The organism is Microvirga rosea (assembly GCF_020595095.1).
In the GTDB taxonomy this organism is placed as follows: domain Bacteria; phylum Pseudomonadota; class Alphaproteobacteria; order Rhizobiales; family Beijerinckiaceae; genus Microvirga; species Microvirga rosea.
In genome coordinates this window covers 30,008-55,438 of sequence record NZ_JAJDOP010000002.1, presented here as the reverse complement: position 1 = coordinate 55,438, position 25,431 = coordinate 30,008, and the positions used below count along the sequence as shown (strand labels likewise).

Genomic DNA, 25,431 nt, shown 5'->3' with positions numbered 1-25,431 from the left:
TATCCATACGAAGGGATTGTCTAAATTGAGGCTAGGTTGCAGGGTGTCGCACAACCGCCCGAGGCGGACGTGAAATGAGGCCCAAAGAGGGGTTCGATGGATAAAGTTTACAAGGACGCCCGCTCGGCCATGGCCGAGCTTGTCAAGGACGGCATGACCATCATGGCCGGAGGCTTCGGCCTTTGCGGTATTCCCGAGGCTTTGATCGAGGCGATCCGGGAATCCGGCGCGAAGGATCTGACCTTCGTTTCCAACAACGCGGGCGTGGATGGCGTCGGCCTCGGCCGGCTCCTGGAGACCCGCCAGATCCGCAAGATGATCTCGTCCTATGTGGGTGAGAACAAGCTCTTCGCCCAGCAATACCTTTCGGGCGAGCTGGAGCTGGAATTCAATCCGCAGGGCACGCTGGCGGAGCGTATCCGGGCAGGCGGAGCCGGAATTCCGGCCTTCTTCACCAAAACCGGCGTGGGCACCTTGATCGCCGAAGGCAAGGAAGTCCGCGAGTTCGACGGTGAGACGTACGTGATGGAGCGGGGCCTTTTCGCCGATATCGCCGTGGTCCATGCCTGGAAGGGCGACACAGAAGGCAACCTCGTCTACCGCAAGACCGCGCGCAACTTTAACCCCATGATGGCGACGGCCGCGAAGGTTACCATTGCGGAAGTCGAGCATATGGTCGAGGCGGGAGAGATCGATCCCGACTGCATTCATACGCCCGGCATCTTCGTGCAGCGTATCGTGCACGTGCCGAACCCGGTGAAACACATCGAGCAGAGAACCACCCGCAAGCGCCCGGAAGCCGCGGTGCCCGCAGCGGCAGGGGAGGAAGTCTAATGGCCTGGACCCGTGAACAGATGGCAGCCCGTGCGGCCAAGGAGCTGCGCGACGGTTTTTATGTCAATCTCGGCATCGGAATTCCCACGCTGGTGTCCAACTTCATTCCCAAGGGAATGCGCGTGCAGCTCCAGTCGGAGAACGGCATGCTCGGCATGGGCCCCTTTCCCTTCGAGGGCGAGGAGGATGCCGATCTCATCAACGCCGGAAAGCAGACGATCACCGAGCTGCCGACCACGAGCTATTTCTCCAGTGCCGATTCCTTCGGCATGATCCGGGGCGGTCATATCGACCTGTCCATCCTCGGTGCCATGCAGGTCGCGCAGAACGGCGATCTCGCCAACTGGATGATCCCCGGCAAAATGGTGAAGGGGATGGGCGGCGCCATGGATCTGGTGGCGGGCGTCAAGCGCGTCGTGGTCGTCATGGAGCATGTGGCCAAGGGCAAGGACGGATCCGAGGATCCCAAGCTCCTGAAGGCCTGCAATCTGCCTTTGACGGGTGCCGGCGTGGTGGATCTGGTGATTACCGATCTCGGCGTCTTCGCCATCGACAAGAAGGGCGGAACCGGAATGGAGCTGATCGAACTGGCCGACGGCGTGACCGTCGACGAGATCAAGGCTAAGACGGCTGCCGATTTTCGTGTGGCTCTCCAGGGCGCGCAATCAGACGCGGCGTGACGGGACGCTCCGTCGTTCCGGGGCGCCGCGGGCGAGCCCGGAACCTATAACCACGACAGTTCAGGAAAAGGCCTCACGGCGGCCGTGAGCTTATGTCGTAAATGTCATCGGTTCTGGGTTCCGGGCCCGGCCCTTTGGGCCGTCCCGGAATGACAGCGCCCCTCGTCATTCCGGGGCGAGCAGAGCGAGAGCCCGGAACCCATAACCGCTAACGCTCCCGGAAAAGACGCAACGACCGCCGCGCACTCACGTCGCAAAGCGTCGTGTTTATGGGTTCCGGACTTGCCTGACGGCAATCCGGAATGACGGTAACGCCCCGTCATTCCGGGGCGAGCAAAGGGAGAGCCCGGAACCCATATCCGCTAACGGTTCGAGATAAGGCACCACGGCAGCCGATGCGTCTTTTCCGGGATCCTCAGCGGCTCTGGGTTCCGGGCTCCGCTGCGCGGCCCCGGAATGACAGGGTGCCGTCTCAGGAACCGGACGGGCTTCCGGCCTTCCGGGGGGCGGCTTCGGCACTTCGGACCAGCTGGATGACTGGGAGAAGGCCGACGAGCACGATCACGAGGGCGGCGAGCGAGCCGTCCTCGAATGCCCCGCGGGAGGCGTGCCCATACACCAGCGTCGCGAGGGTTTCGGTGTTCAGCGGCCGCAGCAGGAGCGTGGCCGACAGCTCCTTGATGCAGTCGACGAAGACCAGGAGCGCGGCGCTCGCCAGGGCCGGGCGCAGGAGCGGAATCTGGATTCTGAGAACCAGCTCCCGTGGCCTCGCGCCGAGAATGCGGCCGGCATCCTCCAGGCCGGGTGAGACCCGGTCGAGGCCCGCCGAGAGGGAGCCGGTTGCGATCGGCAGGAAACGGATCAGATAGGCCACGACGATGCCTCCAGCCGACCCCATCAGGATCAGCCCGATCCGCTCTCCGGTCAGCAGGCGCCACAAAGTCCCGAGACCCGTGTCGATGGACACGAGGGGCGTGAGAAGCCCGAGCGCCAGAACCGTTCCGGGCACCGCGTAACCTATTCCCGCAATGGCGAGCGCCACCTTCGTCAGATGGAGGCGGGCGAGGCGCGAGGCGGTGACCAAAATGATCCCGAAGGCCAGTGTTGCGAGGGTCGCGACGCCCGAGAGACCGATCGTCGTCAAAAGATGACCCAGAAAAGCATCATCGACCTGCTCCGCGAAGCCACGCCGCAGGACCTCCCGGACCAGGAAGCCGATCGGCAGCACGAAACCCATCAGGACGGGGAGAGCACAGGACAATGTCGCCAACCAAGCCGCTCCGCCGGACAGGCCGACAGGCTGCGTGACGCGCGGACGGCGTGTCGAGAGCGTATAGCGCCTGTCGCGGCGTCCGTACCGCTCGGTTGCGATCAGCACGATCACGATGGCGAGCATGACACAGGCGATCTGCGCCGCCCCTGCAAGGCTGCCGCGGTTCAGCCAGGTGGTGAAGATCGATACGGTGAGCGTCCTCACGCCGAGATATTCGCTGGCGCCGATGTCGTTCAACGCTTCCAGAAGAACGAGCGAGAGGCCGACCGCAAGGGCAGGGCGCGCAAGCGGGATCGCAATGGCTCGGAACAGACGCAGGCGGCTGGCGCCCAGTGTCCGCGCCACCTCGATCATGCTGGCGCTTTGGGTGAGGAACATCACCCGGGCCGCAAGGTAAACGTATGGGTAGAGGACTGCCGACATCACGAAGATGCAGCCGTAGACGGATCGGATTTCGGGAAACCAGTAGTCGCCCCGGGACGTCCAGCCCATGAGGCTGCGCAACCCCATCTGGACGGGGCCCGCGGCATCGAAAATTTCGACGTAGATGTAGGCGGTGATGTATGTGGGCACCGCAAGCGGCAGGGGGAGCATGGCGGCGACCAGCCGCCGCCCTGGAAACCGGTGAGCCGTGACGAGCCAGGCGGTGCCGATCCCGACCGTGCCGGCAAGGGCCGCAACGCCTGCCAGCAGCATTCCCGTATCGAGGAGGGCCGCGGGCAGGATGTCCACGGTCACCTGGGCCCACAGGGTCGCCTCACCTTGCGAGGCAATACGGATCAGGGAAACGAGAGGCGCCAGCACCAGGGCCGCGACAGCGACGACGACGACGACAGACCAAAGCGGCGCGCCGTTCAGGGCGCGCCGGAGGCTTGTCGCGGGAAGGTGCGTGGGAGCGAGCGTTCTCATTTGGATCGGTGGACCGGAAAGCGGCTCTCCCACGTGCGGTGAGGAGTTTCCTTACCGGTCGAACCCGACCTTGTCGACGAGCGCGCTGGCCTTGGCGCGGTTCTTGGCCACTTCCGCGAGGCTCATCTCTTCGGCCTTCAGGGGGCCGAAGGACTTGACGAGGGGGTTGATCTCGATGCCGGCGCGGACCGGATACTCATAGTTCACGTCGGCGAACACGTGCTGGGCGGCGGGTGTCGCCATGTATTCCATGAGCTTGAGCGCGTTTTCGCGGTTCGGCGCATTCTTCATCATGGCGATGCCGGAGACGTTCACATGAGTGGCGCCGCCTTTGAACGTGGGGAGGATCACATTGATCGCCTCGGCCCACTTCTTCTGCTCCGGGTTGGTCCCGTTGGTCATCAGGCCGACATAGTAGGTGTTGCCCAGGCCGATATCGCAGACGCCGGCCAGAATATCCTTGGCCACGTCACGGTCGCCGCCGGAAGGCTTCTTGGCAAGGTTTGCCTTCACGCCCTTCAGCCACTCCTCCGTTGCCGCCTCGCCATGCTTGACGATCATCGCGGCCGTCAGGGCGATGTTGTACTGGTGCTGGAACGAACGCGTGCAGATCTTGCCCTTCCATTTCGGGTCGGCCAGGTCCTCGTAGGTCATGGCCTTGTCCTTCACGCGCTCCTTGGAGGCGTAGATGGAACGGGCGCGCATCGAGAGGGCGAACCAGCGCCCTTCAGGGTCGCGGAGCTGCGAGGGAATGGCGCTGTTCAGCGCCTCCGATTTCACCGGCTGGGTGATTCCGAGGTCGACGGCTTCCTGGATGCGTCCGATGTCTACGGTGATCAGCACATCGGCCGGGCTGTTCTCGCCTTCGGCCTTGATGCGCTCCGACAGCCCCTGCTCCGAAAAGATGGCATTGACCTTGATGCCCGTCGCCTTGGTGAACTCATCGAGCGTGGCCGAATAGAGGCCCGGCTCCCGATTCGTATAAACGTTCACGACACTCTGGGCCGCAGCGGGAAAGGCCATTCCGGCCGCCGTGGACAGACTGATCGTTCCCAGCAGCAGGGCTCGTGCAAACATCGTGTTCATCGTCATGAAATTCCTCAAACCTATGCCTGACATAGGGACGGAGCATCCCGATCGGCCCGGAAGAACCATGCGGTTACCGGTGGGTCAACGAAAATATCCGTGATATCAATGGTTTATAGGAATTCTAAACTAGGCGCAGATTGGAGTCATTCTAGGCTGATATCGCATTGTCCGCTTCCGAGGCATGGGTCGAGCGGCCCCGCAGCCGGGTAATCTCATTTTCCATTCTCTCCATATTGGTGAAGAGGCGCTCTGTCGTGAGGCGCAGAAAATAGAAACCGAATTCCGGGTTCTGGAAGTAGAGCTGGCGGACCTCGTCGTAGGTGATGCTCAGGACATCGCCCTTTTCCAGGCATTCGAGGGTCTGGGTTCGTTTATTGTCGGGCGACAGAAAGCCCATTTCCCCAACAACCCGCCCCGGTGGCAGATCGATCCCGAGCTCCCGCAGCCGGAACGCGCCGGAGAGGGTGTAGTACATGCAGTTCGCCACATCCCCTTTTGCGAACAGAACCTCCCCGGCCTTGACGGAACGCTGGGTCATGAAAGGCTTCAGCCATTCCATGGACAGATCGCTTTTCGACGCGACCTTCACCTTCTGGATCAGGCGCAGCATCTGGTAGAGGCGAAATCCGTTGAGCGGGAGCAGGATCAGGTTGACGGTCATGCTCGGGTAGAGATGCATGAGGCTGGCATAGGTCAGGGACACGAGATTCGTCGCTATCCCGATGCAGCGCAGCGGGATGATCGTGCGCATGGCGCTGCCGGTGATTGCCAGCGCCGCCCCCAGCCAACCGATGGCTTCGATCCAGGTCATGGCACTCCCTCTTATGATTTGCAGGCGTCACATATAACATTTCGATGACGACGTCAGGCTGATATGCGTTGTCGCACATTTGTGATGCGATCAGATCTAGTCTCCGGAGGTACTCTGCGGGGTATGGATCATTCGTCAGGCAGGTCTTACTCTTTCTGACATGAACAAACACGAGTATTGTATTGATATTTTGTTTCTCAATCTCTCGCGCGGCTTTGGTGTTTTGCAGCAAGGTGGAGATTGAGAGGAGATGAATCTTCGATTTGTCGAGACCTTCCTTTGGGTCGCCCGTCTCGGAAGCTTCAGCGCCGCGGCCGACAGGCTCAACACGACACAAGCCGCTATCTCGAACCGAATCGCAACCCTTGAGCGCGACCTTGGGATCCGTCTGTTCGAGCGGGATGCCCGTTGCATCCGGCTGACGATGCTCGGGCAGCAGGCCGTGTCCAAAGCCGAGGAACTCGTGCGCGTCGCGAACGAATTCAGGGAGGCTGTCAGCGAACCCGGAAGCCTTCGCGGGTCCATTCGGATCGGCACCATCGATTCGATCGTTCACGCCTGGCTGCCGCAGTTCATCGAACGTTTCCGGGAGCGGTATCCGAGCGTTGCGATCGACCTGAACACCGACACCAGTCTCAACCTGGCCCGGGAGGTGGCGGACGGGAAAATCGATCTGGCGCTGATCATCGGACCTGTCATCGGATCCGGCCTTATCAACCTCGATCTTTGCACCTTCGCCTGCACCTGGCTCGCGAGCCCGCGCCTCAACCTGCCTCAAGGAGCGCTGACTCTCGCCGAGATCGCCGATCATCCCATTCTCGCGTATTCCAAGGACAGCATGCCCCATCACCGGGTGTTGCGGCAGTTGGCGGACGCGGGGATCGAGGACCCGACGATCTACAATTCCAACTCGCTGGCAACCATCATTCGCCTCGCAAAGGATGGGGTCGGCATCACGCCTCTGCCCAAGGTCATCGTGCGGGATCAGCTGGAGACGGGAGCGCTCGTCGAGCTCGATGTGGCTCCGCCGTTTCCGCCCCTGTCATTTCACGCGGTCTACTCGGACCACCCCGATAATCTGATCTCAGCGGTCGCTGCGACGATGGCACAGGAGGTTGCCCGGGTCTTTTCTGCGGCCCAGGCCGATGGAGCGTCATGGTAAGCATCTGATCTGTAAGGGAAAAGTTTATTTTGCAACTGCGAAATAAGCAAAACTTGGTCTACAGGCAAAGTATTTCACGTTTGTCAGGCTTCGGAGCCCACGCTCACATGCCGGTCCCGGTTTCAACGGAGGCATGACGTGAAAGTCAGTTTAATCCAAATGAATTCGCAGAACGACAAGGCGGAGAACCTGAAGACCGCCGCTGCGATGATAGAAAAAGCCGTTAAGGACGAAGCTCCGGACCTTATCGTGCTGCCTGAATACTATGCATTCCTCGGGGAGGGGCGTGAGAACATTCATGCCAGCGCCGAGTCGTTCCCGGACGGCGACGCTTACCGGCTGATGTCGGATCTCGCCGCGCGCCACAAGGTCACGATCCACGCGGGCAGCGTCGTCGAGCGCCATGGCAACAATCACTACAACACGACAGTGGTGTTCGGCCCGACCGGCAAGGAAATTGCCCGCTATCGCAAGATCCACCTGTTCGACGTCGATATTCCGGGCGGCACCAGCTATCGCGAATCCGATACGATCAGCCGTGGCGAAGAGGTCGTGACCTATAAGGTCGGAGACGTGACCGTCGGTTGCGCCATCTGCTACGACATTCGTTTCCCTGAACTCTTCCGCAAGCTGCGCGATGCCGGCTCGGACGTGATCGTTTTGCCTGCGGCCTTCACGCTCATGACCGGCAAGGACCATTGGGAGACGCTCGCCCGCGCCCGCGCCATCGAGACACAGACCTACTTCCTGGCCGTGGGCCAAGTCGGCGCTCACTCGGACGGCAAGAAGTGGTGTTGGGGGCACTCCATGGTGATCGATCCGTGGGGACACATCGTGGCCCAGAGCACCGACCGGGTCAGCAGCACCGCCGCGCGCCTGGAGCTCGACTACATCTCTCATGTTCGCCGCAACGTGCCCGTCGAACGGCACCACGTCCTGTCTTGAGGAGGTTCGCGCGATGTTTATCGTCAATGATATGCCCAAGCAGATCTCCCAGGAGCTCATCACGCTTCTGGAGCGGGTCGAGACGGCGACCGTCGGCCACTTTCTTCACTCCGGCTTCGTCGACCGGGAATTGCGGGCGGTGCTGCCGGAGAAACGTGTCGCCGGCACGGCCGTGACCGTACGCCTGCCTCACGCGGACAGCACCATCCTCCATTACCTAACGAAGCTTGTGAGGCCCGGCGACATCGTCGTGGTGGATCGGTGCGGCGACACGCGCCACGCCTGCTGGGGCGGTGTCGTGACCCACGCCATGAAGATCGCCGGCGTGAAGGCCGGAATCGTCGATGGTCCGGCCACGGACTTCTCCGAGATCCGCAATGTGCAGATGCCCATGTGGTGCCGTGGTCCGTCCCCGATCACCACGAAGATCCTCGGTCTCGAGGGGGCGATCAACGTGCCCGTGACGGTCGGCGGCCAAGTCGTGGAGCCGGGCGATGCCATTCTGGCGGACGAGAGCGGCGTCATCGTTCTGCATCCGTCGGAGGCGAGGGCGGTCGCGGAACGCGCCATCGGCATGCAGGAGAACGAGATCAAGCTGCTCGAGCGGCTGCGCAACGGCGAAAAGCTGCCCGACATATCGGGAGCGACCCGCATCGTTGAAGAAAAGGCCCTTCGCGTCGCCTGACGCGTAGGGAACGAGAAGTCACGCAACAGAGGGATAATGAACCATGACAAAAATGCGTACCTTACTCGGTGTCTCGGCCATCGCCTTCACGGTTTCCAGCCCGGCCTGGGCGGAAACGGTGACCCTGGCGGCCTATAGCGGCATCTTCCAGGATCACTACGTGAAGGCGGTCGTCGAACCTTTCATGAAGGCTCATCCGGACATCAAGGTCGAGTTCTACGGCATGCCGAACTCGGCGCAGATGCTCGGGACCCTGCGGGCCCAGAAGTCGGCACCGCAGATCGATGTGGTGATCATGGATGTGTCCGTCGCGAAAGCCGGCACCGACGAGGGCCTGTTCGACAAGGTCGACGAGAGTGTCTCGCCCAACGTCGCGGACCTCTATCCGGCCGCGAAGGCGCAAGGCGTCAACGGCGTTGCCGTGACCTTCGATAACCTGGTCCTTCTCTACAACAAGGATCAGGTCAAGACCGCGCCGACATCATGGAACGTGTTGTGGGACAAGCAATATGCCGGCAAGGTCGCCATTCCCGCGGTGCCGGACATTCAAGGCACGACCCTGACGATCATCGCCAATAAGATGGCGGGCGGCGACGATTACAAGAAGAGCGTCGATGCCGGCATCGGCAAACTCGGAGAGCTCGCGCCCAACGTCCAGACCTGGGATCCGAAACCCGACGTCTACGCGCCCATCGCCAATGGCCAGGCCGCCCTCGGCATCGGGTGGAATGCGCGCGCGCAGGTTTATGCCGATTCTTCCGGTGGCAAGCTCGGCGTCGTCCTGCCTCAGGAAGGCAGCGGCTTCCAGATCAACACCATCAACCTGGTGAAGAGCGCGCCCAACAGCAAGGCGGCCAAGACCTTTATCGACTATGCCCTCAAGCCCGAAACGCAGGCGGCATTCACGGAGGAAATGTTCTACGCGCCCACCAATTCCAAGGCAAAGATCTCCCAGGCCGCGCTGGCGCGAACCGCCGCGGGATCCATGGACAAGATGATCGATATCGACTGGATCGCGGTCGCGTCAGTCCGTGACAAGATCACGGAGCAGTGGCGCCGTCGCGTCATTCCGCTCAGCCGCTGATCCTGTCCGCCGCAGCCCGAGAACGTTGATGGAGCGCGCCATGATGCATCAGACAATCCTGTCTGGAACCCCGACCGCCCTGACCAGCCGCGATGCGCATCTGCGCCTCGACGGCCTCACGAAGCGCTACGGCGATACGGAAGCCGTGGCGGCCCTGAACCTCGACGTGCCGAAGGGTGAACTCGTGGCGCTCCTCGGGCCTTCGGGCTGCGGCAAGACAACGACCCTGCGCATGATCGCGGGGCTGATTACGCCAAGCGGCGGACGCATCGTGGTGGGCAGGAGCGACATCACCCAGATGCCTGTGTACCGGCGTGACATGGGGCTGGTTTTCCAGAGCTATGCCCTGTTCCCGCACATGACGGTTGCTCGGAACGTGGCCTTCGGGCTCGAAATGCGTGGAGTGTCGAAGCCCGAGATCGAGCAGCGGGTCAGGGAGGCGCTTGCGATGGTGCGGCTCGAACCGCTCGCGGAACGACGGCCCCGTGAGTTGTCCGGCGGCCAGCAACAGCGCGTTGCCCTGGCCCGCGCTCTGGTCATTCGCCCTTCGATCCTGCTTCTCGACGAGCCGTTGTCCAATCTCGATGCGAAGTTGCGCGATGAAATGCGCAACGAAATCCGAGACATCCAGCAGAACCTCGGCATCACCGCCGTCTTCGTCACCCATGATCAGGTCGAAGCTCTGAGCATGTGCGACAAGGTTGTGGTGATGAAGGGCGGGAAGCTCGAACAGGTCGGCACGCCGGTCGACGTCTATGAGCATCCGGCGACGCCGTTCGTCGCGTCCTTCGTCGGCCGCACGAATCGCCTCGAGGCAATGGGCAAGGGCGACGGAACCGCGATTGCCGGCGGCGCCGTGCTGCGAATCCCGAGCCGAGCCCAGGGACCCGTCGAGATCATGATGCGGCCGCATCGTGTCCGGTTGACCGATTCGGATGGCGCTTCCGCCTCTGGGGGCGAGGGGACGAATCGCCTCGATGGCCGCCTGAGCCGTGTCACCTTTGTCGGCGATCTGCTGCAATATCATGTGGATGTGAGCGGCACGGAACTGGTTGTCGAGGCCGCGTCCGATCACGGACGCGTGTTTCGGGCCGTCGGAGCCCCGGTCTCGCTCATGTGGCGGGTCGAGGACACGATGGTGTTCGGGAGGACCGCATGAGCGTCGCCGTCTCCGAGCCGATCGCTGCGATTCCCAGGCCGGCCCTTGGGCGGCTTGGAGCCGCGACGCTCCTGCTTTTGCCGATCGCTCTGGTGAACGTGGTCGGATTTATCCTGCCGGTCCTCAATCTGCTGCGGATGTCCTTCAACGAGGCCTTGTCCGGAGGCGGCATCAGGGAGACCTTCACTCTGGCCAACTGGTTCGGTCTCGCAGGCGACGCATTCTACCTGGAGCTGATCATCAATTCCGTGGTGGTGAGCCTGACGATCACTGTCCTCACGCTCATCCTCTCGTATCCGATCGCGCTTTATCTTCACCGAAGCTCAGGGCGGTGGCGCACGTTCCTGACGGTGCTCGTGATTTCTCCGCTGCTCACCTCGGCGGTCGTGCGCACTTATGGGTGGATTGCCCTTCTGGCCGACCAGGGTCCGATCGTCCAGGCCATCACGTCGTTCGGTTTCGCTCCGCCACGGCTGATGTTCAACACGACAGGGGTTGTCATCGGCCTCGTCGAAATCCTGATGCCCTATATGATTCTCTCCCTGCTTGCCGGGTTCGGGCGTCTCGATCCGCGAGTCGAGGAGGCGGCGATGACCTTGGGCGCTCGGCCGGTCAGGGTGTTCTGGCGGGTCGTTCTTCCGCTCACGCTCCCGGGAATCGCTCTCGGCTGCCTTCTCTGTTTCGTTCTCGCGGTCTCATCCTTCATCACGCCGAAGCTACTGGGCGGCGGACGGGTCTTTCTCCTGGCAACGGAGATCTACGATCAGGCGATCGTCACCCTGAACTGGCCGCTGTCCGCGACATTGTCGATTCTGGTTCTCGTGATCTTCGGGGCGGCGCTTGCCGTTTACGCCCGAATTCTCCGGGCCATCGATTAGGAGAGCAACGTGGAAACCAATCCAACTTCGCTGCCCATGAAGATCCTGGTGTTTCTTCTGTTTCTCTTTCTGCTCGCTCCGGTGATTCTCGTCGTCCCGATTTCCTTCAGCGGCGAGCAGATTCTATCCTTCCCGCCGCAGAGCTGGTCGCTACGGTGGTACACGGCGCTTGCTGGAAACTCCGCGATTATCTCGGCATTCTGGACGAGCCTGCTGCTCGGCGCGATCGTGACCGTCCTGTCCCTCGCGGCGGCGATCCCGGCGGCCTACGTGATCGTTCGCATGAGGACCATGGGTTCAGGTTTTCTCTACAACCTGTTCACCGCGCCGCTCCTCTTGCCGACGATCGTCCTCGGCCTGGCGATTCTGATCGTTTTCGCCTCGGCCGGGTTTCTGGGGTCGTTCTGGGGCCTCGTCATCGGGCATCTTGTCATCACGTTGCCCTATGCCCTGCGGGTGCTCGCCACCACTCTCGGCAACCTTCCGCTCGCTTGCGAGGAAGCCGCCTCGACCTTGGGAGGGCGACCGCTCACCGTGTTTCGGCGCGTGACCCTTCCGATGATGGCGCCAGGGATCGTGGCGGCCACCGCATTGTGCTTCCTCGTATCCTTCGACGAGGTGGTGATCACGCTGTTTTTGACCGGGCCGCGCCTGACGACCTTGCCGGTCGAGCTGTTCCATCACGTGGAAAGTCGCGCCGACCCGCTCGTGGCAAGCGTTTCCGTCCTGCTGATTCTGCTGACGCTCGCCGTCGTCATGGTCGTCGATCGAACCGTGGGGCTCTCAAAGACCTTCGTAAAATGAGAGGAGCCGGCGATTGCCGCCGGCTCTCCCTTTTCCGCCCGACATCAGAATCGGAAACCGGCTCCGACGCCTCGTCCGGTCATGACCGGCTCGACGGCGGGTGTCGTCGTTCGGGCAGGTGAATCCAGCCTATCAGGCACATCGATGGCCCGACGTTGCGCGGCCGTGGCCGCCTGCCGGGAGGCCGGGGTCGACTTTTGCGGAGCGCCGCTCACGGAAGGCGGCGGCGGAACGGGCGTGCGGGGCAGAACGCCCTGAGGAGCGCCCGTATTGCAGGCGGCAAGGGTGCCGGAGAGCAGGAGAATGGCGGGAATGGACGCCAGGATACGCATGGTGCTGTTCCGCTGTTGACGCTGAGTTAGGTAATCCATTGAGCAGGAATGTCGAGTCTCCGGTCATGGAGAGGGCGTCACCTTGAAACGATCGAGGTGCATGACGCCACCGGCCGTGGCCGGGTGGAGCATGCCTGCCCGGTAAACCGAAACGCGGGTCCGTCCATGTCTCAAGACATTCTCAAGACAAGAAAAAGGCCCGGTGTTTCCACCGGGCCTCTTGTCGGTCGCCGAAGCGAACGATCTTAGTACGACGAGAACTTGTAGTTCAGGCCGGCGCGGATCACGCCGAACTCGGCGTTGTTCTTGTCGCCGTAGTAGCCGTAGTAGTTGTTCTTCGTGTCGAGGTTCACGTACAGACCTTCGATCTTCGCGGTCAGGTTGTTCGTGAAAGCGTACTCGACACCACCGCCGAGGACCCAGCCGGTGCTCGTGCCGTTGTCCGAGCCATAGTAGTAGGCCAGACCCGGGTAGTAAGCAGAGCTGGAGCCGTTGGCGACGTCGCCGTAGGCAAAACCGCCGGTCACGTAGATGAGGGCGCGGTCGAAGGCCACACCAGCGCGAGCACGAACCGTGCCGAACCAGTTGCCGTTGTTCGAATCACGGTAGTAGCCACCGAGGTAGTAGTTCTGGTTGCCACCGCCGATGTCGGCGTACTGGAGGTCGGCTTCAACGCCGAGCACGAACATGCCGGTCTGGTAGTTGTAGCCAACCTGGCCACCGCCGACGAAGCCGCCGTCGCTGCCGCCGCCGCCGTAGTAACCCAGGAAGGGGTCATAGTAGCGGTTGTTGTCGTTGGTGTTCCAGCCGTAGCCGGCGTTCACACCGACGTAGAAGCCGGTCCAGGTGAAGACCGGAACCGCAGCGATCACCGGAACCGGTGCAGCGCGGGAGGGAAGATCCGCGGCCTGAGCGGCCGAGGCAGCGATAGCCAGAGCTGCCGTACCGGCGAGCAGGCTGAGGAGAGACGAACGCATGAGAGCTTCCTCTTGCTTGAGTTGAGAGGCCGCACATTACTCAGAGTTCATCGGTTTGGGTATTGCTGTTTAGCAACACCACTAACAAAAACTAAAATGATAATGTTGTATGTAACTTAGTTACGAATTGGAATTGTTAATATTATTAAGGAGTAGCAAGTTGACGGAGTGCGTACCTTGTGTACCAATACATTAGCGACTTTCCAGCGACACTGGGAACTTGCCTTGAGGAGAGAACTTAGCCCTGCTGCTTTTGCGGCAGGGCTTTTTCTATTCTTGCGGTTATTGATTTCGTTGGTTCGTCTCGACGCCGCCTCAGAATTCGGCTGATATCAGCCAGTTGAACCAACCGGGCGGTGAATGTGATGCGTTCCCATAAGAAACACATCGAGAAGATGAGCCACGCAGCGACAAAGCAATTGCTGTGGAACGCGACGAGCTCCTGCTTCCTGAGTACAGTACTGTTTTTTACATGCTTCTCCGGATCCGCGAGCGCGGGATGCCAGGATTCGCCCGGTCCGGGCGTGAATTGGACTGGATGCTCGAAAGTGCGCGTCGTGCTGAGCGGGGATGAAATGAGAGGGGCCGTCTTCAATGGCGCCTCTCTTGGGGCGAGCGACTTCGCCAATTCCGGCTTGTCGGGAGCAAGTTTCATCGGGGCCGAGGTCAGCCGCACGCGATTCGACGGCGCCAACCTGACGAAGGCGAGCTTCAGCAAGACGATGGGGTGGCGGACGAGTTTTATCGCCGCAAATCTTCAGGGAGCTGATCTGACGCTCGCCGACATGAGCCGATCGAGCTTCGCCCGGGCTCGGCTAACGGGAGCCAATCTTTCGAAATCGGAACTCAACCGATCCGATTTCAATAGCGCGGACCTTTCAGGCGCCGATTTGTCGAAGGCCGAATTGGCGCGCGTGTCGTTTCGAAATGCGAAACTCTCCGGCGCCAATATCAGCTATTCGAATCTGTCGCGGGCCGATCTCAGCACAGCGGATCTCAAAGGCGTCAACCTGACGGGCTCGTACCTGTTTCTGACCCGCCTCGGAGCGGCGGATCTTTCCGGTGTCGTAGGTTTGGCCCAGGCACAAATCGATGTTGCGTGCGGCACCCCGCAGACCAGATTGCCTGCCGGACTGACGCAGCCCGCAGGATGGCCCTGTACCGGCAGCGATGCGGAAGAGTAGAAGCGCGAGAATATCCCTGGCCGGTTGCGGCTAGTCCCGCGTCTGACCGAACAAGTCCGTCCAATCCGGCCGACGGTTTGCGTCGGGAGCGGGACGCGATGCAATCTTGGCGTCGATCATCCGCTCAATGGCAGCCGTGATGTCGCTGGCCAGATCGGCGTCGCCAACCGCATCCTTGAGAAGCCTGAAAAGACTGCCCGCTGCGAATTCGGTCTGGCCCAAAGGCAGGGCGTGAGGCAGGTGCAGATCCGAAGCCATAATGCCATCTCCATGCTGATACGGGGCACCGTCTCGGACGACCGCCGCAGAGAGACTTCACGATAGCCCAGCGTGAGGGGCACTCTGAGTCCTCTAGATGGGTACTCCGCAACGGACGGGGAGGGGCAGCGGGATGGAATTCGACTATCCTGCATGACCCGTTCGCCGATTCTCATGATGGACCCGTCGATGAACCTGCACCCATCCTCCAGCGACATCTTCCGTCCCGTGCCGACCCTCGAAACGGAGCGCCTGCGCCTGCGGGCTCACCGCGTTGAAGATTTCGAGGCTTCTTTCGCTCTGTGGACGGATCCCGGAGTGACCCGGTTTATCGGCGCTCGTCCCTCGACCAGGGAGGAGATCTGGTCCCGCTTGCTGCGCTACATCGGGCACTGGGCGGCGCTCGGCTATGGGTATTGGGCAATCGAGGACCGGGCAACGGGAGCCTTCGTCGGAGAAACGGGCTTTGCCGACTTCAAGCGGGCGATCGATCCTCCTCTCGATGGGATGCCGGAAATTGGCTGGGTCCTGTCTCCCGCGGCTCAAGGGCAAGGCTATGCGACCGAGGCCGTTCAAGCCGCGCTCCGATGGGGTGATGCCCACTTCGGACCCATCACGACTGTCTGCCTTATCTCTCCTGAAAACGGGCCGTCGCTCCGCGTCGCCGAGAAGTGCGGCTATACGCTGTGGATGAACGCCACATACAAGGACACGCCGACCCTTCTGTTTCATCGACAGCAAACGCAGGCGAAAACGACTTCGGGTTTGGCCGGCGCGTCCGATGTATAATTCGGTAAATGCAACTGTGTTAATGCCACAATAGGTATATTAGCCGGGTGATTACTTAAAGGAACTGGACAATTCTTTTGGGCTAATGCAAAAATTCCTGCTGAAGTCTGCTTTCAGGGGAATGATTATGTGCATCGAATGCCAAACGGGATCGCGTCTCTCGCGCCGCCATTTTCTTGCCATGGGGGGCGCCGCGCTTGCCGCGAGTCAGCTGCCGCTCCGGGCCGAAGCTCAGACCGCGGGAGCCGCCCCCAACGCGATCAGCCCGGACGAGGCTTTGAAGCGGATCATGGACGGGAATGCGCGGTATGCATCCAACACGTCCACCAACAAGGATTTTTCGGCGAACCGCGCCGCCCGCGCTGCGGCACAGTTCCCGATTGCAGGCATCATCAGCTGCGCCGACTCGCGCGTTGCTCCGGAACTCGCATTCGATCAGGGGCCGGGTGAGCTTTTCGTCGTTCGTCTCGCCGGCAACTTCGTCAACGACGACGGCTTGGCGAGTATCGAATACGGCGTGAAGTTCCTCGGCATCCCCGCCCTGATGGTGCTGGGGCATACGGGCTGCGGGGCCGTGGATGCGACAATCAAGGTCCTGAAGGACAACGTCAAACTGCCGGGACATCTTCCGGGATTGATCAATTCGATCAAGCCCGCCGTCGAGGCCGCCAAAAAGAAGAACCCGGCGGATCTTCTCGCCGAAGCCACAGCCGAGAACGTTCGCCTCAATGTGAAGAGGCTCATGACGTCGACGCCGATCCTGAGCGGGTTCGTGAAGGAAGGGAAGTTGAAGGTTGTCGGTGGCGTTTACGACATCGCCACGGGCAAGGTGAACATGGTCTGACCGGCCCGTCAGCAATCTTAAAGGCGTCATCTCATGCGGCATCGACCTTCCTGGTCGATGCCGTTTCTCATGAGAAGCCGGGCTTATGGTCCAAGGCGGCAGCGGAACGTAGACTATGGAAGGCGCGTTTCCATCGTCAGTAATCTGGACGGTGAAAGATGAACGGTGACATTCGCGATAATGTTGCAAGAAGCAGGTTCGAATTGGAGATCGACGGACAGGTTGTATTCGCCAATTACGATCGCCGAGACGCGACCCTCGTCATTCGCTACGTCGAGGCGCCGCCTGCCTTAAGAGGAACGGGCGCCGCCGATGCTCTCATGCGCGGCATCGTGGACATTGCCCGGACGGAGGGGCGAACGCTCATGCCCCTGTGCAGCTATGCGAGCGTCTGGCTCCGGCGGCATAGGGAGTTTCACGACCTCGTCGGCGGGTAGATCCTCGGGCTCTTTCCAAATTTAAGGATTTCAGGCATTTTCATACCGTGCTCCCAAGTCATGATGCTTGGAGATCGTTTCCGCCGTGCCGTCAATGAGTGACTGCGCCGGGATGCATCAGGAGGGAGGCATGTCTTCCGAACACCCCAAAATCCGGCGCGGCGTCGCCGGCAAGGATGTTCTCGAAAACTTCGAGACGCTGCTGTCCCGGCATAAGTCCAGCGCTTCTCCCGAATCCCCTGAATCGAAGGATGAGCCGGATCCGCAGGCCGTCCTGGTGCGAGATATTGCGGCAAAGCTCCAGGCCGCGGTTTTGGACGCGACCGCCACTGAGGCGTTGGACGAGAAAGGGATCGACGAGGAGCCGACGGAGGAGCTGGCGATTCCGGAACTCTTCGACGAGGAGTTTCAGGCCCGCGTCATCGGCGTCGTCCGACAGGGACTGGTCAAGGAAGCGGAAGCAACGGGAGCCGAAGTCGACCGCCGGCAACTCGCCTGTTTCGAAGAAGCCGTCACTGAGGGGACGATCATCGTTCGCCGGGCGGAGCAGGTCGACGGACTTTCGTACAGAGCCACGCGGTCGATGCTCTATGGCGCCGATGGGCGCATCGTGGATGACGGCTCGAGCGAAAGCTGGGATGACGAGTTCGTCTATTCCCGGATGGCGGACAGTCAGTCGGTGATCATTGGGACCGCCGAAGCCATCGGTGGATTTCAGGAGAGCCATTACTATGTCAGCTTTCCCAATCCGGATGTCCTGTTGACGTTCGACCAGCAGCTTTATCGCCTGGCTCGGCAAAAGGCCGAGGAGCCGTAGGGGCATCGATGAGAGCGATCCCCTGCGCTTCGGGCGACGCAAGTTGTCTGAACCATCGGCGGTCGTTCTTGTCGCTTCCGCCCCATGACCGGCATTGTCAGAATTCGCGTACGGCGATACTCGTCCGCGCATCAAAGCAGAGCGTTTTTTGACAATGGAACACGGGCCCGAACCGACGGATGTGCAGATGGTGCAGATACCGGCGGGGATCATCGAGTTGCGGGATGACAGGATCGGCCGCCGATGGTCCGTCGAGATCCGCGAATTTGCGATCGGTTGTTATCCCGTGACGCAGGCGCAATATGCGGCGGTGACGGGACAATGGCCTTCGACCCTTACCGACGCGAATTGCCCTGTCGAAAGCGTATCCTGGATCGACGCCATTCGGTTCTGCAATGCGTTGTCCCAGGCCCGGGGACTTCAGACGAGTTATGCGGTGCATGCCGACGGAACAGGCGCCACGCTGGATCCTCAAAGCAACGGCTATCGTTTGCCCACGGAAGCCGAATGGGAATATGCCTGCCGCGCTGGAATCAGCGGTCCACGATATGCTGAACTCGACCAGATCGCGTGGTATCGCGAGAACTCGGGCGGACGCACGCACGGTGTCGGCCAGAAGCAACCGAACGCCTGGGGCCTTTATGACATGCTGGGCAATGTCTGGGAGTGGTGCGCCGATCAATATGACCCGGAGGTTTACGGCTCATATCGCGTGTTTCGTGGGGGAGGATGGGCAGATCCGGAACGGGGTTGCCTTGCAACGAACCGCCGCCGCAGCCATCCGACCTTTACGATCGACGATCTCGGTTTTCGGGTGGCCAGATCGATCCACCCAGTTCAGGAGCCCTGAGAGCTGAATGGCCTGCCAAAGGACAGGCTCATAGGTGGCTTCCGTAAGGGAATTATCGGGACGTTAACCATTTGTTAACCATGTCGAGGCGAACATCGGCTTGCTGATCGAGTGTTCGGTCAGAGATCTTCCCAAAATGCAGGCGAGGCGCGGATGTACCGCCTCGTTCTGCATGGGAAGTGGTCAGTCGTTCTACTGACTTTTTCTTGAGTCTCGTTACTTTTTACCGTCACCCAAAGAACATCCCCTTCCTTGAGGAAAGGATTCCCTGATGCTTGTCTTCGATCCGATCTCAGGGGACATGGTGGAAATCGAAATATGGCCTTTGAGGCAGATTTAGGTAGCGCAACTGCATAAATCTGAGTGTCTTCAAAGGGGGCGATTAAAAAATACTGAGATCAATGAATTTCCTTCGGTAAAATAAACTGACTTAAGGCGCCTTTATAGGCGCTTTTTCTTTTGCGGAAGGCCAGGGTTGCTTGAGCTTATTGTAGAGTATACGTCCTGCTTCGGCCATTCTCCGCATTTGGGACAATGGCACAAGGTTGATTTTTCGCGCCTTGCGCGTTCCTTCCCCTGAACCGACGTCTCCTGGGCGATTTTCACTTATGTTAACATTCCGCTTTTGGCGGCTGCGCGAAAAGCCGAACGAAAAACGAACATATGTTAAGTTCCATATACAGCTCTGGCTAAGGCAAGAAGAACAAAAAGAGATGACTGATCACATCTTCACGATTGCTTAGAGCTCGCCAATGTCTTTGGCGCGAGTATTTTGTCAGTTGTCTTATCTGTAGCTCAGAAGGATTAAGGAACTTACATTCGGGATAAGGCGCCGTTCGAAACGTGAAGGAGCGCGTTAACATGTGGGGGAATGTTACGTGCACGGGAGAACTTCATGCGCGCCTTGCCAAAAGCCCTTATTGCAGCAACGGCCATCTTCACCGTTGCAGCCACGGCCGCTCCACCTGCCCAGGCCATGGGAAAATGGCGGGCCTGGTGGGGTTACCATAACGGTCACAGCGGATCCCCTGGCGGGTCCCCAGGAGGGTCTCCGGGCGGGTCTCCAGGCGGCGGCTCCAACCGGGGCGCACCCGGTCCAATCGCCGGTGCCGGTTTGCCCTTCATTCTTCTGGCCGGTGGTTACGCGTTGGTAAGACGCTACCGTCGCAACCGCGCCTTGAAGGATGCCGGAAAACCAACAGTGGAAATCCACGCACCTTGATGCGGTTTAGCATCCCTTATGTCCGTTTAAGCTTATATCTGCCTCCTTCATGGTCTCGACTCGGAGGAGGCAGTTCTTGCAGGTCAAGGGAATCGATCATTTCGTCCTGGTCGTGAAGAATATCGATACAACCTGCGCGTTCTACTCGCGTGTGCTCGGCATGACCGCGCACGAGATGCACCCTGGCCGCTGGGCTCTTCACTTCGGCTCGCAGAAAATCAACCTTCAGCAGGTCGGTCTCAGCGTCGATCCCTTCAACCGTCATCCTACGCCCGGTGCCGCCGATTTCTGTCTTCTGACCGATCTTCCCATGGAAACCGTCATGGCTCACTTGCGGGCTTGCGGCATTGCGATCATCGACGGTCCGGTGCGCCGGACCGGAGCGACCGGCCCCCTTTTGTCCGTTTATTTCTATGATCCGGACGACAACCTCGTGGAAGTCTCAAATCATCTTCAGGAGTAAAGCCGGTGGCCGCTTCACTTTAGCCTTCGTTTCTCGAATTAAATTAAGGCCAAGGTGAATCCGTCCGATAACGGTTCGCGTTGTCGGACAATGACTCTCTCTGACAAACATGCCCGCGGCGCGTTATGGGCGCTGCTCTCCGGCACCGCCCTGTCGGCGTTGGTGATCCTGATCGCCATGTACACGATCCATGGCTGACCGCGACACTCTTTAGGAGAATTTTTCCTCGCGCGCCCGGGGACGACTTCCAGACGAGACAAAAGATTCTCCATAAAGGCTGTCTGCCAAGCGGAACTATTTTAACATACGTTAGTTTTCGGCTGCACATGGCCCGAAGTACAAGGGGATAATGTAGGTGCCAATGCAAAGCAGCAAGTCAGACGGCCGACCTTCTAATTTTCCACTGTCCGAAGATACTCTCAATCAGGCTGTCCGAACGCATCTCGGTGAGCAGCTCAGACAGCTTTATCTTGATGTCATTCCGGAAAATCTTCCCGGCGATCTGGCAAAACTCGTAAAGCGCCTGGAACGGGCGATCAAAGCCCAAACCGACGCGCCGGATCCTGCCTTCATGCGCGAACTGCTGGATGCTGTGCCGAACCTGAGAAGCTTTGCCATATCGATCACGCGTAACAGCGACCGTGCGGAAGATCTGATTCAGGAGACGATCCTTCGCGCTTGGGACAAACGCGACAAGTTCGAGCCTGGGACCAACCTGAGCGCTTGGCTCTTCACGATCTTGCGGAACGCCTTCTATTCGCATTACCGCAAGGTCTCGAAGGAGGTCGAAGACAGCGACGGCAGCTATGCGGCCAAGCAGATCGTCATGCCGGAGCAGATGAGCCGGCTCGATCTTCAAGACCTGCACGAAGCACTCGGCAAGCTTTCATCGGAGCATCGTGAAGCGCTGCTCATGGTCGCAGCCGAGGGGATCAGCTACGAAGAGGCAGCCATGAGAATGGGTGTGGCCGTCGGCACAGTGAAAAGCCGGGTCAACCGTGCGCGTGCGCGGCTCGCTGAAATCATGGGCATCGATGCGGAAGATGCCCTCTAGGCTTCCTGGGAAATGAATGATGTTACAAGCCGGCGCGGTCAGCGCCGGCTTGCCTGCATGTTGGTACGCTCCCTGGCGTCAAGTTGTTCAAGCAAGCCGCGAAGGCGTTGAGGGTGCTCTTCATGCAGAACATCCGTATAGAGCTTCCGCAGCAAGTGACCGATCACGAGGGCTGTGTGGTGATCGGTGAGCTTTAAGGTGTTGGGGAGCTTCAGTCCCTGTAACTCTCTTTCATCATGTCTCATGGCAACGCTTCGGTGATCCGGGGTTTGCTTAACTTATGTTACTGACCCAACGAATCCGATTTCGATGGGTTTCAGCGTGGCTTGAATTGTCCATGAAAGTTTTTTCGAGAGCACGGCGACGTCTGCCTCCATCCCCGCCCGAACTCGGATCGTTGGATCATGGACATCGTCTGGAAATCCGCTTTCGATGCCTCATCTATTCAGCTGCCACGCTTGGAGCCAGGGGAAAGACATCGGCATGACAAAGCTTGCCCTTTATGTAGCCTTGGAGGCCAAGCCCGGGAAAGAGGAGGAGGCGGCTGCGTTCCTGCGCTCCTTGCTCCCCTTCGCTGAGGAGGAGCCTGGCACCACGACCTGGTATGCGGTCCGGTTCGACCACAATACCTTCGCAATCTTCGATGCTTTTCCGGACGAAGCGGCTCGGGACGCTCATCTGGCGGGAAAGGTCGCGGTTGGGTTGGTCCAGCAGGCACCTGACCTTTTTGTCGACCCTCCGGAGCTCCAGCGCCTGGAAATCCTGGCCCATAAACCTCATCGGCCCGGCTAGGTCCCGGGAACCGGGAATGTGCCAGCTTGCCTCGGCCCTGGCCGACATCGCCATCGTCACCGCTCCGGCATCCAGGCGTCATGCGAGCTGTTCCCACGGGTGAGGGGGACCGGCCAAGATGATCCTTTTGCTGCTCGACCGGCCTGAGGTCGGCGTGGCTCAGCAGCTTCGACCATCCTGAAATGTAGTATCGACGCATCGGAAGCTGTGCTGTATACCGTTACGTCATCTTGTGTGTTCTTTAGCGGAAATGAGCTATGTTTCGAGATCGCGGTCGGTTGCACCCGCCACGCTGGACCTTGCCGGCCTGGGCCGGTCTCTTCACGGTGTGTCTCGCCGTCTCCGGCAGCACCAATCAGGCGATGGCCGAGGAAGCGCGGGATCCATTCGCGGGAGCGCCGACGGGGCGATTGTATCTGACCCTCGAATTCAAGGGATCGGGCCGGAGGGACCTTCCGAACAAGGTTGAGTGGTCCCGTCTGAGCGCGAGTCGGAAGCTCGATGTGGAGCTTGCGCTCGTCATACCGGGTCCCAGTCTCGCCCCTATAATTCCTGTCGGGGGCCAGGATACAAGCAGCTCCGGATACCCATCCGGCTTCGAGGCCATGGGCAAGGCCATGAAGAGTTGTGATGGCGATGAGGCTTGTCAGCAGCGGATCGGTGCGGCCTTTGCGGCGCGAATGATGGCGAACCCAAAGGCCATGGGCAAAATGGCGTTCGACAATTCCCGCTATGAAAACTGGATCGTGGACCGGCGTGGCGCCTGCGCGAAGGGTACCGCCGTCGTCGAGGACGAGGGCGACGGAGTCAATATCGCGCCTCCGTCTCCCGCGGCCCCTTACCGCTTCAAGCGCGTCGGCCAGATCACGTTTCCGGCGGACTCGGAGGCTGTCATCGAGCGAGTTTGCCAAGCGGAGGTAAGCGTCGACACCAAGGCAAGTCTCTTGAGTTTGAGGCTCGGAAAGTTCGATTTCTCGGTTCCCGTCAAACTGCAGGGACAGGCTTTCACCACGGAGAAATCCGTGCCGTTCCTCGAAGGCGGCAGCAAGATCGAGATCCTGAATCAGCCGCTCGGTTCAGGCAATCAGGCCTCCGGAACCTTGCAGGTCGCCAAACTGGGAAGCATTTCACACAATTCCGGCTCCACGGTCGCGCCCGTCAGCGGCGTTCTGACGTGGCGGTTCGTGCGAAACTAGTTCAGGCACTGCGACTGCCGGACTCGTAAGAGAAAGATAACTAGGGCTAGGCTATTCATACGGAATGCGGACGGCGCTGAAGCGGTCGCCCAGCATCCGGACGGGTGAAGTTAACTTTGTTGATTCAATTAATTTTAAGGTTGAACCGCAAGGATCTATTGAACCCGGATGAGATGATAAAATTCCGATCTTGGAAAATCATCACTTCTGGACGTCTGAACTTCGTCGCCACAAGTCCTGACGGCCAAGTAGGGCTTTGTGTTTACGGCGGAAGGCTGCCTTATGACTCGCACGCTGATCCCGCGGGACAATATCCTGGCTCTCTACAATTCATCCGGCCAGGATACGCTTCAGCTCTTGAGTGCCCCCGCGGATCCCTCAGGCACACAACCGGAACCCGGGATGGATGTCCGTCAGCCTGGGATACGTAACCGTTCCAAATCGGCGGCAAAGTCGGGACGCTCGGTGAAGCACTACAAGGGCCAGACACCTGATGCTAACAGAATTGCCGGCACGGCCGATCAGCAGACGCCGGGCTCGGCGAGGCCGGATATCCTGACAGGCCTCTACGACCGCCGTCACTTCCAGGATCAGTGCGCCGAGTTGGTCGGACAGGCGCGCGCCGCCGGGCACCGCTTGGCGCTCATCCTGATGGGGCTCGACCGGTTCAAGGATCTTAACAATGCCCATGGGTACAAGGCGGGCGACGAAGTGCTCGCCGACATTGCCCGAAACCTGAACGCCCTGCTCGCCGATGGGGACCGCATCGGCCGGTTCGGAGGCGATGAATTTGCGCTGCTGCTGAGCAGCCCGTCCGACGAAAGCGACGTGATGTCCGCCGTGCGCGGTCTTCTCGAGGCCGCGACAGGCGCCATGCGCCGATATATGCCCGGATTGAAGTCCGGAGCGAGCGCGGGCATCGCCCTCTTTCCCGATCACGGGAGCGAGGTCGACGAGCTGATCCAGAGTGCCGACATGGCGCTCGATCGCGCAAAAATCGAAACCAGAGGGCAGGCGCAGATCTTCGAGCCCCACATGCGGGATGCGACCCTGGACCGGTTGGGAAAGCTCGCCGGGTTCCGGAAAGCCATCGAGAATGGCGAGATCAAGCCCTTCTATCAGCCTCAAATGCGCCTTTCGGATCGCCGCTCCTACGGCTTCGAGGCTTTGGCGCGGTGGGTGCACGCGGATGGCCGGATTCTCCACCCGGCCGACTTCAAGATTGCCCTCGACGACCCTGATGCGGTTGTCTTGCTGGGCGAGCATATGCTCCGGTCCGTCAGCCAGGACCTGCGCCACTGGCGCAGTATCGGCATTCCAACCTGCAAGGTCTCCGTCAACGCGGCCGCGCCGGAGCTCCGGCGGGGGGATTATGCCGAGAAGGTCGCCAGTTTCTTCGCGGCGAACAAGGTCCCGCTGTCCCAGCTCACCATCGAGATCACCGAGTCGGTGCTTCTGGACGATATGACGTCGAAGATCGGTCGGACCCTGTCCGATCTCCGTAAGCTCGGTGCGTCCATATCCCTCGACGATTTCGGGACCGGCTTTGCCTCCCTGACGCACCTCAAGAGCTATGCGGTCGATCAAATCAAGATCGATCGCTCCTTCATCGTGCACCTCATGACCGACGCGCACGACCGGGCTATCGTCCGCGCCACCCTGAGCTTGGCCCGGGGCCTCGGCATCAGAACCATAGCCGAAGGCGTGGAGAACGCCGCGCAGCTCAAGAGCCTTCAGATGCTCGGGTGCGATTACGGACAAGGGTATTTCTTCAGTCCCGCTTTGCCGGCGGATCAGGCCGGAGCCTATTTCGCGGCGCACCGGGCTTACCAGAAGGCACAGCTGCATCAGTTCGTGGTGCCCTCGGTCGTTTGAGCGAAGCGGTTTCGGCACCGCCCGACGT

General features: G+C 60.4%; 28 protein-coding genes. 21 read left to right on the top strand and 7 right to left on the bottom strand.

Going from position 1 to position 25,431, the window contains the following annotated elements; all coding sequences use genetic code 11:
* Positions 1 to 96: 96 nt before the first annotated feature.
* Together LJD17_RS04555 and LJD17_RS04550 are read left to right on the top strand one after the other, a co-directional pair.
* Positions 97 to 834: a CoA transferase subunit A gene (locus tag LJD17_RS04555; protein WP_227382979.1), complete on the top strand. Its 738-nt coding sequence runs from the start codon at positions 97 to 99 to the stop codon at positions 832 to 834.
* Positions 834 to 1,514 (top strand): 3-oxoacid CoA-transferase subunit B, encoded by a 681-nt coding sequence (locus tag LJD17_RS04550; RefSeq protein ID WP_227382978.1) that lies wholly within the window; start codon positions 834 to 836, stop codon positions 1,512 to 1,514. The genes LJD17_RS04555 and LJD17_RS04550 overlap by 1 nt, the downstream gene beginning before the upstream one ends.
* 472 nt (positions 1,515 to 1,986) lie before the next feature.
* On the opposite strand, the gene LJD17_RS04545 is transcribed toward LJD17_RS04550, so the two are convergent.
* From LJD17_RS04545 to LJD17_RS04535, 3 genes are all read right to left on the bottom strand, one after another.
* A complete protein-coding gene (locus LJD17_RS04545) occupies positions 1,987 to 3,696 on the bottom strand; it encodes an ABC transporter permease (RefSeq protein WP_227382977.1) in 1,710 nt (569 codons plus the stop codon).
* Positions 3,697 to 3,747: 51 nt separating this feature from the next.
* Positions 3,748 to 4,788, bottom strand: coding sequence for a Fe(3+) ABC transporter substrate-binding protein (locus tag LJD17_RS04540; protein WP_227382976.1), 1,041 nt, complete (start codon positions 4,786 to 4,788; stop codon positions 3,748 to 3,750).
* A gap of 145 nt (positions 4,789 to 4,933) precedes the next feature.
* Complete coding sequence (locus tag LJD17_RS04535) at positions 4,934 to 5,596, bottom strand: Crp/Fnr family transcriptional regulator (RefSeq protein WP_227382975.1); 663 nt, start codon at positions 5,594 to 5,596, stop codon at positions 4,934 to 4,936.
* Positions 5,597 to 5,846: 250 nt separating this feature from the next.
* On the opposite strand from LJD17_RS04535, the gene LJD17_RS04530 reads away from it, so the two are divergent.
* From LJD17_RS04530 to LJD17_RS04500, 7 genes are all read left to right on the top strand, one after another.
* Complete coding sequence (locus LJD17_RS04530; RefSeq protein ID WP_227382974.1) at positions 5,847 to 6,758, top strand: LysR family transcriptional regulator; 912 nt, start codon at positions 5,847 to 5,849, stop codon at positions 6,756 to 6,758.
* Positions 6,759 to 6,896: 138 nt separating this feature from the next.
* Positions 6,897 to 7,703, top strand: coding sequence for a carbon-nitrogen hydrolase family protein (locus tag LJD17_RS04525; RefSeq protein ID WP_227382973.1), 807 nt, complete (start codon positions 6,897 to 6,899; stop codon positions 7,701 to 7,703).
* A gap of 13 nt (positions 7,704 to 7,716) precedes the next feature.
* Positions 7,717 to 8,388: an RraA family protein gene (locus tag LJD17_RS04520; RefSeq protein WP_227382972.1), complete on the top strand. Its 672-nt coding sequence runs from the start codon at positions 7,717 to 7,719 to the stop codon at positions 8,386 to 8,388.
* A 43-nt stretch (positions 8,389 to 8,431) separates the two neighbouring features.
* Positions 8,432 to 9,472 carry an ABC transporter substrate-binding protein gene (locus tag LJD17_RS04515; protein WP_227382971.1) on the top strand — a complete coding sequence of 347 codons (1,041 nt, stop codon included), beginning with the start codon at positions 8,432 to 8,434 and terminating at the stop codon, positions 9,470 to 9,472.
* 40 nt (positions 9,473 to 9,512) lie between these two features.
* A complete protein-coding gene (locus LJD17_RS04510) occupies positions 9,513 to 10,631 on the top strand; it encodes an ABC transporter ATP-binding protein (RefSeq protein ID WP_227382970.1) in 1,119 nt (372 codons plus the stop codon).
* A complete protein-coding gene (locus tag LJD17_RS04505) occupies positions 10,628 to 11,509 on the top strand; it encodes an ABC transporter permease (protein WP_227382969.1) in 882 nt (293 codons plus the stop codon). Before LJD17_RS04510 ends, LJD17_RS04505 begins: the two co-directional genes overlap by 4 nt.
* Positions 11,510 to 11,518: 9 nt before the next feature.
* Complete coding sequence (locus tag LJD17_RS04500; protein ID WP_227382968.1) at positions 11,519 to 12,313, top strand: ABC transporter permease; 795 nt, start codon at positions 11,519 to 11,521, stop codon at positions 12,311 to 12,313.
* Positions 12,314 to 12,357: 44 nt separating this feature from the next.
* Here LJD17_RS04500 and LJD17_RS04495 read toward each other — a convergent pair whose 3' ends face one another.
* Together LJD17_RS04495 and LJD17_RS04490 are read right to left on the bottom strand one after the other, a co-directional pair.
* Positions 12,358 to 12,645 (bottom strand): hypothetical protein, encoded by a 288-nt coding sequence (locus LJD17_RS04495; protein ID WP_227382967.1) that lies wholly within the window; start codon positions 12,643 to 12,645, stop codon positions 12,358 to 12,360.
* 245 nt (positions 12,646 to 12,890) lie between these two features.
* On the bottom strand, positions 12,891 to 13,622 hold the full coding sequence (locus LJD17_RS04490; protein ID WP_227382966.1) for an outer membrane protein: 732 nt from the start codon (positions 13,620 to 13,622) through the stop codon (positions 12,891 to 12,893).
* A 548-nt stretch (positions 13,623 to 14,170) separates the two neighbouring features.
* Here LJD17_RS04490 and LJD17_RS04485 point away from each other — a divergent pair.
* Complete coding sequence (locus LJD17_RS04485) at positions 14,171 to 14,806, top strand: pentapeptide repeat-containing protein (RefSeq protein ID WP_227382965.1); 636 nt, start codon at positions 14,171 to 14,173, stop codon at positions 14,804 to 14,806.
* A 30-nt stretch (positions 14,807 to 14,836) separates the two neighbouring features.
* On the opposite strand, the gene LJD17_RS04480 is transcribed toward LJD17_RS04485, so the two are convergent.
* Complete coding sequence (locus tag LJD17_RS04480; RefSeq protein WP_227382964.1) at positions 14,837 to 15,064, bottom strand: hypothetical protein; 228 nt, start codon at positions 15,062 to 15,064, stop codon at positions 14,837 to 14,839.
* A gap of 153 nt (positions 15,065 to 15,217) precedes the next feature.
* Here LJD17_RS04480 and LJD17_RS04475 point away from each other — a divergent pair, with 153 nt between their 5' ends.
* From LJD17_RS04475 to LJD17_RS04440, 8 genes are all read left to right on the top strand, one after another.
* The gene (locus LJD17_RS04475) at positions 15,218 to 15,853 is read left to right on the top strand and encodes a GNAT family N-acetyltransferase (protein WP_227382963.1); all 636 of its coding nucleotides are present in this window, start codon (positions 15,218 to 15,220) and stop codon (positions 15,851 to 15,853) included.
* 127 nt (positions 15,854 to 15,980) lie between these two features.
* A complete protein-coding gene (locus LJD17_RS04470; RefSeq protein ID WP_227382962.1) occupies positions 15,981 to 16,697 on the top strand; it encodes a carbonic anhydrase in 717 nt (238 codons plus the stop codon).
* A 158-nt stretch (positions 16,698 to 16,855) separates the two neighbouring features.
* Entirely contained in the window at positions 16,856 to 17,134 is a 279-nt protein-coding gene (locus LJD17_RS04465) for a GNAT family N-acetyltransferase (RefSeq protein ID WP_227382961.1), read from the top strand.
* Between the two features lie 130 nt (positions 17,135 to 17,264).
* Entirely contained in the window at positions 17,265 to 17,951 is a 687-nt protein-coding gene (locus LJD17_RS04460) for a hypothetical protein (protein WP_227382960.1), read from the top strand.
* 154 nt (positions 17,952 to 18,105) lie between these two features.
* Positions 18,106 to 18,801, top strand: a complete 696-nt coding sequence (locus LJD17_RS04455) for a formylglycine-generating enzyme family protein (RefSeq protein ID WP_227383644.1) — start codon at positions 18,106 to 18,108, stop codon at positions 18,799 to 18,801.
* 895 nt (positions 18,802 to 19,696) lie between these two features.
* On the top strand, positions 19,697 to 20,023 hold the full coding sequence (locus LJD17_RS04450; RefSeq protein WP_227382959.1) for a hypothetical protein: 327 nt from the start codon (positions 19,697 to 19,699) through the stop codon (positions 20,021 to 20,023).
* 76 nt (positions 20,024 to 20,099) lie between these two features.
* Positions 20,100 to 20,486 (top strand): VOC family protein, encoded by a 387-nt coding sequence (locus LJD17_RS04445; RefSeq protein ID WP_227382958.1) that lies wholly within the window; start codon positions 20,100 to 20,102, stop codon positions 20,484 to 20,486.
* Between the two features lie 361 nt (positions 20,487 to 20,847).
* On the top strand, positions 20,848 to 21,540 hold the full coding sequence (locus tag LJD17_RS04440) for a sigma-70 family RNA polymerase sigma factor (RefSeq protein ID WP_227383643.1): 693 nt from the start codon (positions 20,848 to 20,850) through the stop codon (positions 21,538 to 21,540).
* 38 nt (positions 21,541 to 21,578) lie between these two features.
* On the opposite strand, the gene LJD17_RS04435 is transcribed toward LJD17_RS04440, so the two are convergent.
* The gene (locus LJD17_RS04435; protein ID WP_227382957.1) at positions 21,579 to 21,785 is read right to left on the bottom strand and encodes a NepR family anti-sigma factor; all 207 of its coding nucleotides are present in this window, start codon (positions 21,783 to 21,785) and stop codon (positions 21,579 to 21,581) included.
* A 238-nt stretch (positions 21,786 to 22,023) separates the two neighbouring features.
* Between LJD17_RS04435 and LJD17_RS04430 the strand changes: the two genes are divergently transcribed.
* The 3 genes from LJD17_RS04430 to LJD17_RS04420 all read left to right on the top strand — a co-directional run bounded on the left by LJD17_RS04430 (position 22,024) and on the right by LJD17_RS04420 (position 25,403).
* Positions 22,024 to 22,332, top strand: a complete 309-nt coding sequence (locus tag LJD17_RS04430) for a putative quinol monooxygenase (RefSeq protein ID WP_227382956.1) — start codon at positions 22,024 to 22,026, stop codon at positions 22,330 to 22,332.
* Positions 22,333 to 22,589: 257 nt separating this feature from the next.
* The gene (locus LJD17_RS04425) at positions 22,590 to 23,528 is read left to right on the top strand and encodes a hypothetical protein (RefSeq protein WP_227382955.1); all 939 of its coding nucleotides are present in this window, start codon (positions 22,590 to 22,592) and stop codon (positions 23,526 to 23,528) included.
* A gap of 282 nt (positions 23,529 to 23,810) precedes the next feature.
* A complete protein-coding gene (locus LJD17_RS04420) occupies positions 23,811 to 25,403 on the top strand; it encodes a putative bifunctional diguanylate cyclase/phosphodiesterase (RefSeq protein WP_227382954.1) in 1,593 nt (530 codons plus the stop codon).
* Positions 25,404 to 25,431: the final 28 nt, after the last annotated feature.

Coding starts and splice junctions, on each gene's coding strand:
- LJD17_RS04555 (WP_227382979.1), top strand. CDS start 97: ATGGATAAAGTTTACAAGGACGCCCGCTCGGCCATGGCCGAGCTTGTC.
- LJD17_RS04550 (WP_227382978.1), top strand. CDS start 834: ATGGCCTGGACCCGTGAACAGATGGCAGCCCGTGCGGCCAAGGAGCTG.
- LJD17_RS04545 (WP_227382977.1), bottom strand. CDS start 3,696: ATGAGAACGCTCGCTCCCACGCACCTTCCCGCGACAAGCCTCCGGCGC.
- LJD17_RS04540 (WP_227382976.1), bottom strand. CDS start 4,788: ATGACGATGAACACGATGTTTGCACGAGCCCTGCTGCTGGGAACGATC.
- LJD17_RS04535 (WP_227382975.1), bottom strand. CDS start 5,596: ATGACCTGGATCGAAGCCATCGGTTGGCTGGGGGCGGCGCTGGCAATC.
- LJD17_RS04530 (WP_227382974.1), top strand. CDS start 5,847: ATGAATCTTCGATTTGTCGAGACCTTCCTTTGGGTCGCCCGTCTCGGA.
- LJD17_RS04520 (WP_227382972.1), top strand. CDS start 7,717: ATGTTTATCGTCAATGATATGCCCAAGCAGATCTCCCAGGAGCTCATC.
- LJD17_RS04515 (WP_227382971.1), top strand. CDS start 8,432: ATGACAAAAATGCGTACCTTACTCGGTGTCTCGGCCATCGCCTTCACG.
- LJD17_RS04510 (WP_227382970.1), top strand. CDS start 9,513: ATGATGCATCAGACAATCCTGTCTGGAACCCCGACCGCCCTGACCAGC.
- LJD17_RS04505 (WP_227382969.1), top strand. CDS start 10,628: ATGAGCGTCGCCGTCTCCGAGCCGATCGCTGCGATTCCCAGGCCGGCC.
- LJD17_RS04495 (WP_227382967.1), bottom strand. CDS start 12,645: ATGCGTATCCTGGCGTCCATTCCCGCCATTCTCCTGCTCTCCGGCACC.
- LJD17_RS04490 (WP_227382966.1), bottom strand. CDS start 13,622: ATGCGTTCGTCTCTCCTCAGCCTGCTCGCCGGTACGGCAGCTCTGGCT.
- LJD17_RS04480 (WP_227382964.1), bottom strand. CDS start 15,064: ATGGCTTCGGATCTGCACCTGCCTCACGCCCTGCCTTTGGGCCAGACC.
- LJD17_RS04475 (WP_227382963.1), top strand. CDS start 15,218: ATGACCCGTTCGCCGATTCTCATGATGGACCCGTCGATGAACCTGCAC.
- LJD17_RS04470 (WP_227382962.1), top strand. CDS start 15,981: ATGTGCATCGAATGCCAAACGGGATCGCGTCTCTCGCGCCGCCATTTT.
- LJD17_RS04465 (WP_227382961.1), top strand. CDS start 16,856: ATGAACGGTGACATTCGCGATAATGTTGCAAGAAGCAGGTTCGAATTG.
- LJD17_RS04460 (WP_227382960.1), top strand. CDS start 17,265: ATGTCTTCCGAACACCCCAAAATCCGGCGCGGCGTCGCCGGCAAGGAT.
- LJD17_RS04455 (WP_227383644.1), top strand. CDS start 18,106: ATGGAACACGGGCCCGAACCGACGGATGTGCAGATGGTGCAGATACCG.
- LJD17_RS04450 (WP_227382959.1), top strand. CDS start 19,697: ATGCGCGCCTTGCCAAAAGCCCTTATTGCAGCAACGGCCATCTTCACC.
- LJD17_RS04440 (WP_227383643.1), top strand. CDS start 20,848: ATGCAAAGCAGCAAGTCAGACGGCCGACCTTCTAATTTTCCACTGTCC.
- LJD17_RS04435 (WP_227382957.1), bottom strand. CDS start 21,785: ATGAGACATGATGAAAGAGAGTTACAGGGACTGAAGCTCCCCAACACC.
- LJD17_RS04430 (WP_227382956.1), top strand. CDS start 22,024: ATGACAAAGCTTGCCCTTTATGTAGCCTTGGAGGCCAAGCCCGGGAAA.
- LJD17_RS04425 (WP_227382955.1), top strand. CDS start 22,590: ATGTTTCGAGATCGCGGTCGGTTGCACCCGCCACGCTGGACCTTGCCG.
- LJD17_RS04420 (WP_227382954.1), top strand. CDS start 23,811: ATGACTCGCACGCTGATCCCGCGGGACAATATCCTGGCTCTCTACAAT.